15 protein-coding genes and 1 pseudogene are annotated in these 9,692 nt (G+C 71.4%); 8 read left to right on the forward strand and 8 right to left on the reverse strand.

From position 1 onward, the window contains the following. Positions 1–82: 82 nt before the first annotated feature. Both ACFUEL_RS27925 and ACFUEL_RS27930 read left to right on the forward strand, forming a co-directional pair. Entirely contained in the window at positions 83–454 is a 372-nt protein-coding gene (locus ACFUEL_RS27925) for a transposase (RefSeq protein ID WP_380239531.1), read from the forward strand. Positions 455–482: 28 nt separating this feature from the next. Continuing rightward, positions 483–1,007 (forward strand): hypothetical protein, encoded by a 525-nt coding sequence (locus ACFUEL_RS27930; RefSeq protein ID WP_380239532.1) that lies wholly within the window; start codon positions 483–485, stop codon positions 1,005–1,007. A 597-nt stretch (positions 1,008–1,604) separates the two neighbouring features. Here ACFUEL_RS27930 and ACFUEL_RS27935 read toward each other — a convergent pair. Both ACFUEL_RS27935 and ACFUEL_RS27940 read right to left on the reverse strand, forming a co-directional pair. Then, positions 1,605–1,823, reverse strand: coding sequence for a DUF397 domain-containing protein (locus ACFUEL_RS27935; RefSeq protein WP_380239533.1), 219 nt, complete (start codon positions 1,821–1,823; stop codon positions 1,605–1,607). After that, positions 1,807–2,649 (reverse strand): Scr1 family TA system antitoxin-like transcriptional regulator, encoded by an 843-nt coding sequence (locus tag ACFUEL_RS27940; RefSeq protein ID WP_380239534.1) that lies wholly within the window; start codon positions 2,647–2,649, stop codon positions 1,807–1,809. Before ACFUEL_RS27940 ends, ACFUEL_RS27935 begins: the two co-directional genes overlap by 17 nt. Before the next feature lie 254 nt (positions 2,650–2,903). Between ACFUEL_RS27940 and ACFUEL_RS27945 the strand changes: the two genes are divergently transcribed. The 3 genes from ACFUEL_RS27945 to ACFUEL_RS27955 are packed head-to-tail and all read left to right on the forward strand — an operon-like array spanning position 2,904 to position 3,758. Continuing rightward, positions 2,904–3,098, forward strand: coding sequence for a hypothetical protein (locus ACFUEL_RS27945; protein WP_380239535.1), 195 nt, complete (start codon positions 2,904–2,906; stop codon positions 3,096–3,098). A gap of 22 nt (positions 3,099–3,120) precedes the next feature. Then, positions 3,121–3,462 carry a hypothetical protein gene (locus ACFUEL_RS27950; RefSeq protein ID WP_380239536.1) on the forward strand — a complete coding sequence of 114 codons (342 nt, stop codon included), beginning with the start codon at positions 3,121–3,123 and terminating at the stop codon, positions 3,460–3,462. Then, the gene (locus ACFUEL_RS27955) at positions 3,459–3,758 is read left to right on the forward strand and encodes a hypothetical protein (RefSeq protein ID WP_380239537.1); all 300 of its coding nucleotides are present in this window, start codon (positions 3,459–3,461) and stop codon (positions 3,756–3,758) included. Before ACFUEL_RS27950 ends, ACFUEL_RS27955 begins: the two co-directional genes overlap by 4 nt. A 142-nt stretch (positions 3,759–3,900) precedes the next feature. Here ACFUEL_RS27955 and ACFUEL_RS27960 read toward each other — a convergent pair whose 3' ends face one another. Beyond that, positions 3,901–4,224, reverse strand: a complete 324-nt coding sequence (locus ACFUEL_RS27960; RefSeq protein ID WP_380239538.1) for an AzlD domain-containing protein — start codon at positions 4,222–4,224, stop codon at positions 3,901–3,903. Further along, a complete protein-coding gene (locus ACFUEL_RS27965; RefSeq protein ID WP_380239545.1) occupies positions 4,221–4,934 on the reverse strand; it encodes an AzlC family ABC transporter permease in 714 nt (237 codons plus the stop codon). The genes ACFUEL_RS27960 and ACFUEL_RS27965 overlap by 4 nt, the downstream gene beginning before the upstream one ends. Before the next feature lie 66 nt (positions 4,935–5,000). Here ACFUEL_RS27965 and ACFUEL_RS27970 point away from each other — a divergent pair, with 66 nt between their 5' ends. Further along, complete coding sequence (locus ACFUEL_RS27970) at positions 5,001–5,570, forward strand: helix-turn-helix domain-containing protein (protein WP_380239539.1); 570 nt, start codon at positions 5,001–5,003, stop codon at positions 5,568–5,570. A 43-nt stretch (positions 5,571–5,613) separates the two neighbouring features. Here the strand turns inward: ACFUEL_RS27970 and ACFUEL_RS27975 are convergent, their stop codons facing one another. Continuing rightward, positions 5,614–6,237 (reverse strand): hypothetical protein, encoded by a 624-nt coding sequence (locus ACFUEL_RS27975; RefSeq protein WP_380239540.1) that lies wholly within the window; start codon positions 6,235–6,237, stop codon positions 5,614–5,616. Positions 6,238–6,247: 10 nt separating this feature from the next. Further along, the gene (locus ACFUEL_RS27980) at positions 6,248–6,700 is read right to left on the reverse strand and encodes a winged helix-turn-helix transcriptional regulator (RefSeq protein WP_380239541.1); all 453 of its coding nucleotides are present in this window, start codon (positions 6,698–6,700) and stop codon (positions 6,248–6,250) included. Positions 6,701–6,796: 96 nt separating this feature from the next. Between ACFUEL_RS27980 and ACFUEL_RS27985 the strand changes: the two genes are divergently transcribed. Both ACFUEL_RS27985 and ACFUEL_RS27990 read left to right on the forward strand, forming a co-directional pair. Then, positions 6,797–7,744: an NAD(P)-dependent oxidoreductase gene (locus tag ACFUEL_RS27985; RefSeq protein ID WP_380239542.1), complete on the forward strand. Its 948-nt coding sequence runs from the start codon at positions 6,797–6,799 to the stop codon at positions 7,742–7,744. Between the two features lie 147 nt (positions 7,745–7,891). Beyond that, positions 7,892–8,059: pseudogene (locus tag ACFUEL_RS27990) on the forward strand (IS630 family transposase); the annotation flags it as partial. Here the strand turns inward: ACFUEL_RS27990 and ACFUEL_RS27995 are convergent. Beyond that, positions 8,037–8,297, reverse strand: coding sequence for a transposase family protein (locus tag ACFUEL_RS27995; protein ID WP_380239543.1), 261 nt, complete (start codon positions 8,295–8,297; stop codon positions 8,037–8,039). The pseudogene ACFUEL_RS27990 and the gene ACFUEL_RS27995 sit on opposite strands and share 23 nt — an antisense overlap. A gap of 274 nt (positions 8,298–8,571) precedes the next feature. Continuing rightward, entirely contained in the window at positions 8,572–9,174 is a 603-nt protein-coding gene (locus ACFUEL_RS28000) for a TetR/AcrR family transcriptional regulator (protein WP_380239544.1), read from the reverse strand. Positions 9,175–9,692 lie beyond the last annotated feature (518 nt).

A 9,692-nucleotide genomic window follows, 5' to 3' on the forward strand; every position in this document is an offset into this window, starting at 1 on the left:
ATCATGACACTCACCACCGACAAGTCGCTCCGCCCATCCCGGAGAGCGGGATTTCGTGACTCAGCGTCACCATTCACAGAAGTTGGACCAGAACCAGAACTCACCGACAGTCGTTCTTGGTTCTCACCTACGCAGCCACCCACCGGTAGCCGGCCGGGCCGGCCGCCCCCGCAAACGCCCCGACACCCTGCTCGGCGACAAGGGCTACGACAGCAACCCCAACCGCCGACAACTGCGCAAGCGCCGGATCCTGCCGGTCATCTCTCGCCGCAGCGGGCCCGACATCATCGGCCTCGGCAAGCTCCGCTACGTCGTCGAGCTGGCCTTCGCCCAACTCCACCAGTTCAAGCGCCTCGCCGTCCGCCGGGAGAGACGCCTCGGCCTCCACAACGCCTTCGTCTCACTGGCCTGCACACTCATCTGCCGGCGTCGTCCCAACCGACGGATACCGTGACGCTGTTGCGAGTTCGTACTGGAAGGGCATGTCCATGGGTCTCCCCGGCTGGATCGGCGATGTCTTCGAGGCCAGGAGGAGGGAGTTCGTCGAAAGTCCGGACGACGAGGGGATCTTCGGCCCTCCGATCCTACGTGGCGGGGCGACGGAAGAGGACATCACGCGACTTCGGGCGAGGTTCTCCCAGCCGTTGGAGGAGCACTACGTCGAGTTCCTGCGGTGCTCGGACGGGATGGAGAACTTCGCGTTGGGGAGACCCATCTACGGCAGTCGTGACTGGCTGAGCGGCCGGGCGGCGGAGGAGTCCGAGGAGTTCCTTCAGGTCTTGAAAAACATCCTCCGGCTGGACGTCGGGATCCCCGGCGGAACGGAGGTCATCCCGATCTCCATGGAGGAGGACCGGACATCGGGAGTCTTCATGATCCCGCCCGGTGACGGGCGGGGCAGGATCTTCTGGCTCTCGCACGGGGACCTCTGCTTCTACTCCGACCTACGGCAGCTCTTCCGTTGGGCGGTGTCCTTCGACCCGAGTGAAATCAACTGGACGCCGTAACCGCACATCGCCTTCGGGTGGGCGCCGCACCAGCCACGGCGCCGCCGCGGCGTCCTGGACGGCCCCCTCGGGGCGGTGACGGCCATCTGACGTGAGTGTCTGCATACCTCCAACCCCACCCCGATGCCATCAACAGCAATGAATCGTCGCACTCACCGCAGCCTGCTGGCGCACAAGATCTTGTTACAAGCTCGTAGGTCGTCTTCCACGGGCCGAACCGCTCGGGCAGGTCCCACCACCGCCCACAACGCCTGTCACCGACCGGGCGGGCACGGCAACGGCGAGGACGACCCGGACACCGTGCTGTCTGCCAAGTCCCGCCTCCGGCAAGGTCCCTGGGCGGACAGGGACCATTGCGTCGAGAAGCTGCGCGGTGCCGCCGTCAGGTGGCGAGCGGGCCCCGGACCTGCACCGTGCGGATGGGGTCGGCGAATCGGCAGAGTCGGCCAGGAGCAGCGGTGGACTCCGTAGTTGAAGGGAGGGCAGGCAGTCCTGTCCGTCGTGGTCGCCTTCGTGCCGCACGACGGGTTTCCGCAGGACGGCCCCGAACCACGCGGGGAGGTGGTGCATCGCGTGGCGCCGGCCATCGACGGATGGTTACCGGCCGGGGGTTGCGGGGCTGTCGAGCCCACCGGTGCGGACGGCGGTCACGAAGGCGGACCAGGCGGTGGCGGGGAAGAGCAGGGCCGGGCCGTGCGGGTCCTTGGAGTCGCGGACGGGGACGGTGCCGGGGAAGTCGTCCGAGACCTCGACGCAGTTCCCGCCGTTGGCGCTGTGGGAGCTCTTGCGCCACACGATGCTATGCCGCTCGTCCATGTTCAAAGCCTCTCCGTACCCTTCGAATGAATTCGATACTCGCGGCCTGGGATAGCGCCTCACCCTGGAGGTAATCGTACTCACTGATCCACTCGTCCAGTGTCTCCAGATCCCGTTCGAGGTAGCCACGCTTTTGAGTCTCGCCGTAGCCGATGACTGACCTGTTCGGCATGGTCAGCAACACGACCGGAAGAGTGAACGACCTGGCCTCGGGAACCGAGAACGGTGTCACCTGGATCCTGAAGCGGGGGTGGGCGGCCATGGCCTCCAAGTGGCGAAGCTGGGCCACCATGACGTCCAGGCCACCGACCGGGCGCCGCAACGCTGCCTCGTCGATTATCGCGTGGTAGAACGGCGCCGGGGTTCGCTCCAGGACCCGCTGCCTCTGGAACAGTGCCTCGGTTCGCTCATCGGCCTGTTCTTGAGTCGCCACGCCTCGTCGTACGGGGCCTGCTTGATAGGCGCGCTCGTAATCGTGTGTCCGGAGCAAGCTCGGAATGATGCTGACCTCGAACACCCGGATCGTCGTCGCCTTCGCCTCGTTGCGCACCAGCTCCGGGAAGCCTTCGAACAGGGCCTGCTGACTTGCCGCGATCCGCCCCCTGACGAACTGCTCGCCTGAACCAAACGCCCTGTCAAGAGCGGTTGCAACCTGTTGACTTGGTTTCCTCCGGCCGTGCTCCACCGCCGAGATGTACGACGACGTGCAGCCGACCAGTGACGCCAGGTGTTCCTGCGTCCACTCCCGCTGCTCCCTTGACGTGCGGAGTAGCGCTCCGATCCCGTCCGCCGGGGACGTCTCGGGGTCAAGTTCCCTCTTGTTCACGGTGATTCGACCTACCAAACAAACCGCTGGAGACAAGTTGAACAGTCTCGAAGCCTAGAGGACAGTGGGCGCTCCCGGTAGCCATCGGGTCACGGAGCGGAACCGCCCCGTGCTGCGCCGGTCACCGCCCATCGTGGTCGGGGCGGGTGGGAACGGTGGCTGCGGAGGTGATCCGTCACTCCGACGGGCGAGCGCGCGGAGTGGGCGGGCCGCGCGAGGGCGCGTTCTGGGGTGCGAGGGAGAGGAGCGGTGTCATGTCTGATCGCCAATACACAAGCCGGGCCGCGAAGTTGACGATCCGGGTCTACCGGGTGCGGTCCGACGGGGCCCGGGTGGAGGTCTCCTCCTGCGCCTCGGACGAGGACCGGGACCTGCCGCTGGTCTCGGCGCTGACCTGGCCGGCCTGCGCGTGCCCGCGCTGCGCCGCCGCTGTTGCCGAAGTGGCCTGAACGCACCATGAAGGGAGTACAAGTGCTTTACACCGGACAGCCGTTGGTGGCCGTCGACGTCCTGCAGGGGTTCCTGCGCGGTGGGTTCACCGACTCCGAACGGGCATCGGACTCGCTGGAGCGGGCCTTCCGTGCCGCCCGTCTCGACCCGCCGCCCGGCCTCTCGCCGGTCTACCGGCCCGATGTCCCGCCGGAGAGGGCCGGTCTCGCGCTGGGGTACGCGGGGCTGCCGTGGGCGCAGCGGCTCGCCGAGGCGCTGGTCGAACTCGCGGTGCTGCGCGGCGAGTTCCCCGCTCCGGTCCGCGTGGCGTCGCCGCAGGAACTGGGTCTCGAGGCCCGTACCGCGCTGGGGGCCGCCTCGTGAGCGGTGGCACGGTGCGGCAGCGTGCCCGGGAGATCGCCGAGCAGCTCGCCGGGGCGGGCGGCGCGGAGGCCCGGCTGACTGTCGTCCCGGACGGCTACCGCGTCGAGTTGACCATCGTCCGCCCCGCCGACGGCGCGAGCGACGGGCCCGACGACCACCGGGCCGTACTCAAGGCTCTTGCGCTCGGCGACCGTTGGGGCCACACCTACTCCCCGCCTTCCCGCAACGGCGGCACCGCCCGCGAGACGGTCTGGAGCGAAGTGCATCACAACCCCTCGGGACAGAAGGGCAGTTGAGCCGCCGACCTCGAGGTCCGAGCCCGTCGCTGTCGGGCAGGATCGGGCCGGGCCGGGATCGAGGGTGTCCGGTGTCCTGTTCGGCGACCGGGGTGCGGCAGTTGCACCGACCGCCGCCGACTGCGCACACGCCGTCGAGGGGTCAGCTCACCCCGGCGAGTCTCAGCGCGGCCGTGGCGCCGGCGGCGGCGAGGACGACGACGAGGAAGGGTGCCTTGCGCCAGGCGAGCAGGCCGCCCACCAGTACGCCGAGCGGGCGGGCGACGCCGGCGAAGCCGTGGCCCTCGGTGAGGGTCGCGGTGGCGGTCAGCGCGGCGAGCAGGACGACGGTGGACGCCTCCAGCAGCTTCTCCACCCGTGGCGGGAAGGTGACTCTGGCGCGCAGGGCCGGGCCGGAGAGTCGGAGCAGGAAGGTGCCCCCCGCGAGTGCCAGCATCGCGGCGAGGATCGGTGCGGTGCTTCTCATCGAGCGGTTCCTTCGGACGGGGCTTCAGGCGGGGTTGCGGGCGGGGTCGCGATCGGGGTGAGGAGCGGGAGGGCCGCCAGTGCGAGCAGTACGGGGAGCCCCGGGGGGAGGAAGAGGGTGCCGGCCAGTGCCAGGACGGCTCCGGCCAGGGCGGTGCGCCGGAGCCGGCGGTCCTTCAGGGCGGGCACGATCAGCGCCGCGATCACCGCGGGGAACATGGCGTCCAGACCCAGCGTGCCGGTGTCGCGGACGACGCCGCCCAGCAGTGCCCCCAGTGCGGCGCCGGCCGGCCAGCAGAGCAGGATGCCCAGGCCGCAGGCCCAGTACGCGGCCCGCTTGCGGGGGAGGCCGTCCTGGGCGAGGGCGAAGACCACCGTCTCGTCGTTCATCAGGTGCGCCCCGAGCAGTCCGCGCCAGCCGCGGCCGAGCACGTCGGGGACCGCCAGTCCGAACGGCAGGTGGCGGGCGTTGACCAGCAGTGCGGCCAGCAGTGCGGCGATCGGGCTGCCGCCGGCGGCGACGATCCCGACGAACAGGAACTCCGAGGAGGCGGCGAGCACGAGCGCGCCCGTCAGCACCGGGAACCACCGGGGGAAGCCCGAGGTGACCGCGATCGCGCCGTACGAGACCCCGATGACTCCGACCGCCAGGCACACCAGCGCGAGGTCGCGCCACCGGCCGCGGTCGAGTGTTCTCCACATCGAACGCATGGAGTTTATAATGAACAGCACCGAGATGTTCGTCAAGGCGAACAAGTGACCATTGGAGCGAACACGTTGCCCGATCCCGACCCCTCGCTCAAGCCGCCGCTCGAATCGATCGCCGTGTCGCTCCGGGCGGAGCGCGTCCGCGCCGGGCTCTCCCTCACCGAGGTCGCCCGCCGGGCCGGAATCGCCAAGTCCACGCTCTCCCAGCTGGAGTCCGGGGCCGGGAACCCGAGCCTGGAAACGCTGTGGGCGCTCTGCGTGGTGCTGGAGATCCCGTTCTCCAGGCTGCTGGCCGCGCCCAGGCCGCAGGTCCAGGTGATCCGCGCCGGGGAGGGGCCCGCCGTCTTCTCCGCCGAGACCGACTACCGGGCTACCCTGCTGGCCGCCTCTCCGCCCGGGGCCCGGCGGGACGTCTACGGCATCGCCGCCGAACCCGGCGCCGGGCGCTCCTCGGCCCCGCACCTGCCCGGGGTCGTGGAGCACGTGGTGCTCAGCAGCGGCCGGGCGCTGGTCGGCACCGCCGACGAACCGGTGGAACTGCACCCCGGCGACTACATCGCCTACCCGGCCGACGTCCCGCACGTCTTCGAGGCCCTGGAGCCCGGCACCCGCGCGGTCCTGGTGTCCGAGCATCACTGACCCGGCCGGAGCCCGTCGGTCGCCCCCGCCCGGCCGGAGCCCGTCAGTCGGTGGTCGCCGGGTCCGGTGTGCGGCGGCCGCCGTACGAGGCGACCAGGGCGTCGGCGACGGTCTCGGCGTCGGCCTGGGCGGCCTCGGCCGGGTACTCCGGCAGCAGGTCGTCCCAGACGGGCAGCCAGGAGCCGAACAGTTGGACCTGGCCGGCCGGGCGGGCGAAGAACCAGAGGTGCAGGTGGGCGGCGCCGTCGCCGAGCCGGTAGACGTGGGCGCGGGCCACGTGCGGCAGGGCCTGGACCTGGCGCACGACGTGGGTGGTGAGCAGGCCCATCTCGGCGGCCAGCTCGTCGGGGAGTTCCGCCAGGTCGTAGTGGTCGCGGGGGTACAGCATCAGGGCCAGCGGCACGCCGACGCCGGCGACCCGGTCGAGCCGCCAGTGGTCGGTGAACCACACGCCCCGGTCGCGGGCCGCGCACATCCCGCAGTCCGCCGGGTCCTCGCCGTGGCGCGGCGGTTCGGGCAGCACCGGCGGGCGCAGCGGCGAGACGCGGAGCCCCTCCGGTTCGAACGGGCTGACCTCCCAGCTGGTCATCCGGGCGAGCGGGAGCCGGAGTTCGCCGTCGGCGGCCGCTCGGGCGTGGTCGTAGAACTCGTCAGGTGTCAGAGCCATGATCGGAAGACTAGTGCTCCGGGGGCCGGGCCCCGTTCACGAGTTCGGGTGCGGGTACGGGTGCGGGCGTGGGTACGGGTGCGGGCGCGGACTCGGGTACGGGGTCGGGGCTCGCCGCGGCGCGGGCGGCCAGCACCCGCGTGCGGCCCCAGTCGGCCAGCGGGCCCAGCGCCCCGTTGAGCCGGGCACCGTCCTCCGTCAGCGAGTACTCGACGCGCGGCGGCACCTCGTCGTACGACCTGCGGTGCACGATGCCGTCCGCCTCCAACTCGCGCAGGTGGGCGGCGAGCACCTTCTCGGTCACCCCGGGCAGCATCCGCCGGAGTTCGCCGAACCGGCGGTGCGGGCGCTCGTGCAGGGCCCAGAGGATCAGCACCTTCCACTTGCCGCCGATCACCTCCAGCGCCGTGTCGATCCCGCAGATGTGCCCGTCCGGCGTGCCCGGACGATTGACGGTCGTCATCGCGTCCTCCCCTGACCTGCTCGCTCACCCCGGGGTAACCACCCACTCCGAAGTGCGTACTTGATCACTTCCGCTGCGGCGACCAGCCTAATCGCCATGACACACAAGGCCGTTGAGCACACCACCGAGAACCCCGCCGAAGCCGCCGACCACACCGCCGCCCCCGCCGCCGGGAGCACCCCGAAGACCCCGCTCACCCTGCTCGGCCTCGGCGCGATGGGCACCGCGCTCGGCCGGGCCTGGCTCGCCGCCGGACACCCGCTGACCGTCTGGAACTGCACCGCCGCCCGCACCGGGGCCCTCGCGGCCGAAGGCGCGACGGTCGCCGCGAGCGCCGCCGAGGCGGTCGCCGCCAACGGCCTGGTGGTCCTCTGCCTGCTGGACGACGACTCGGTCGAACAGACCCTGGCCGACGCCGACTTGACCGGACGGGACGTGGTGAACCTGGTCACCGGCACCCCCGGCCAGGCCCGCGACCGGGCCGCCTGGGCCGCCGCCCGCGGCGCCCGCTACCTGGACGGCGGGATCATGGCCGTCCCGCCGATGATCGGCGTGCCGGAAGCCGGCGCCTACGTCTTCTACAGCGGCTCGGCCGAGCTCTTCGAACAGCACCGCGCCACCCTCGCCGCCCCGGCCGCCGTCCGCTGGGTCGGCGAGGACCCCGGGTACGCCGCACTGCACGACGTGGCGCTGCTCAGCGCCATGTACGGCATGTTCGCCGGCGCCGCGCACGCCTTCGCGCTGATCGGCGAGGAGGACGTCACGCCCTCCTCGCTCGCCCCGCTGCTCGCCGACTGGCTGGCCGCGATGGCCCCGGCCGTCCACCAGACCGCCGCCCAACTGGAGGCCGGCGACTACACGTTGGGCGTGGTCTCCAACCTGGGCATGCAGGTGGCCGGCGTGCCGACCTTCCTGCGCACCGCCGAGGAACAGCAGGTCAGCCCCGAACTGCTGTCCCCGTACTTCGAGTTGATGCGCCGACGGCTGGAGGTGGGCAGCGCCGGGGAGGACCTCGTCGGCGTGGTCGGCCTGCTGCGGCAGTGACCCCTCCCGGGCACGGCGGGCACGGAAGGACCGCCCCCGCCGCGCGGGTGCGCCCCAGTCGCTCTGACCGCATACGTTCGCCGGGTCGGCGTGGGCGGGCCCGGGGCCGGTTGGATGTCGCGAGACGTTCGGCTCGGGAGGGGCGCGATGGCGGAGCCGGTCAGGGTCCGCGGGTTCACGGACCAGGAGGGGCAGCAGTTGCAGAGGATCGTGCGCCGAGGCAGTACGAGCACGGTGCGGTACCGGCGGGCGATGATGCTGCCGGCCTCGGCCGGCGGCAACCGGGCCCCGGTCATCGTCCAGTTGGTGCAGGCGGTGCGACCCGCACATTCATCGCGCCCACGACCCGCGCGCCCAGCCGGGCCAGGGCATGCTGCGGAGCGTTCGCCGACCACTGGCCGGTGGCCGCGTACGAGCGCGCGCCGGCGACCACCGCCGAGGCGGCGACCAGGAGCACTGCCGCGAACGGGTGACGCACTCCTCGGCGCCGACGTGGATCCGGGAGCAGTCGCAACCGCTCCACCGGCGACGATCGGCGACGATCCCGCCGCACCGTCCATGACGGGCGACTTGATCAGGCGGGCGGTGGCAGACCGACGACGCATCGAAGCTCCGGTGGCTCAGGGCGACTTGGGAAGGTCACCCCGGTTCGACCGGAGCTTCGCTGCGTTCGTGACGGGCCGACCCGGAGTGCTCTCACGCCGCCGTGACCAGCGGACTCGTGCGTTGACGGGGACTTCGGAGCAGCCCTGCCCTGCCGGCCCGGCAGGCACCTCTCCGCGTCACATCCCCTCCCCGCGCCGGTCGCCGCCCGGGGGAATCCGGGCTCAGGGCGTCGTGGCCGGCGCGACCAGGATGCCCTCCAGGATCAGGTCGAGCGTGGTCAGCAGTTCGGCGGTCAGCTGGTCCGGGGCGCCGTCCGGCTGGCCGCACCAGCGGTAGAGGGTGCCCAGGTACAGGTCGCGCAGTGCGTTGCCGATCTGGCGCGCGGTGAACCGGTCGTCGAACTCGCCGCGCAGGATGCCCTCGGCGGCGATCCGGGCCAGCAGGTCCGCCAGGTACGGCGCCTCCATCAGCGGCCGTCCGGCCCGCACCCAGGCCATCAGCAGTGCGGCGGTCTGCTGCCGCTGGCCCTCGTTCATCCGGCCCAGCGCCGTCATGGAGTAGCGCAGTCGGCCGACCGCGGAGGCCGCCGTGTCGTGCTCGATGTCCAGGGTGGCCAGAAGCGCGTCGCGCCGCTTCTCGCCCCAGGCGCCGAGCAGGTCCTCCTTGCGCTGGAAGTAGTTGAAGAAGGTGCCTCGGGCGACGTCGGCCGCCTCGGCGATCTCGTCGATCGAGGTCTCGTTGTAGCCCTGTTCGGCGAAGAGGGTCATCGCGGCGTCGTAGAGCCGTTCCTTCACCTTGAGCTTGTTGCGCTCCCTTCGCCCCATGGGGGGTGCCGCCTGGTCCATGGCTGTGTCTGCAGGGCTCATCGGTACTCCGATCTGCGATCCCGCTCGACGGTTGACCGCGAAGGTTCCCCCGCGTCCCTTCTGGCTCGCGTCTCCGGGCATTATGTTGCACTACAGTTTAACTATGATGTGCAGTCGGAGTTAGTGTAGAGCGCATCTATTTGTGCAGCAGTTGAGCGGATCGTCAGTCGACGTTCGTCTCCCGTCGCCCCCGGAGCCTCGCGACGGGCGTCCGGACACACCGAACCCGCCGCCCACCAGCCCCGATGCGGGCCGGCCGGTCGGCAGGTTCGGCCGGTCGGGAAGGACTCGGCCGGGCTCGCGGCGGCGCTGGACGAGGGTGCCGGTGCCGCGGTGGGTCCGCGCCAGGGCCGGGGGCGGGCCGTGCCGGTCGGTGGTCCGGTGGGCGGCCGCCGGCGGGACACCGGCCAGCGGCGCCGACCAGCGGCGCCGGCCGGCGCATCGTCAGGTCCGTCCGGTAGTACAGCGCGACCGGC

This window comes from Kitasatospora sp. NPDC057198, from assembly GCF_042670125.1.
Classification (GTDB): Bacteria; Actinomycetota; Actinomycetes; order Streptomycetales; family Streptomycetaceae; genus Kitasatospora.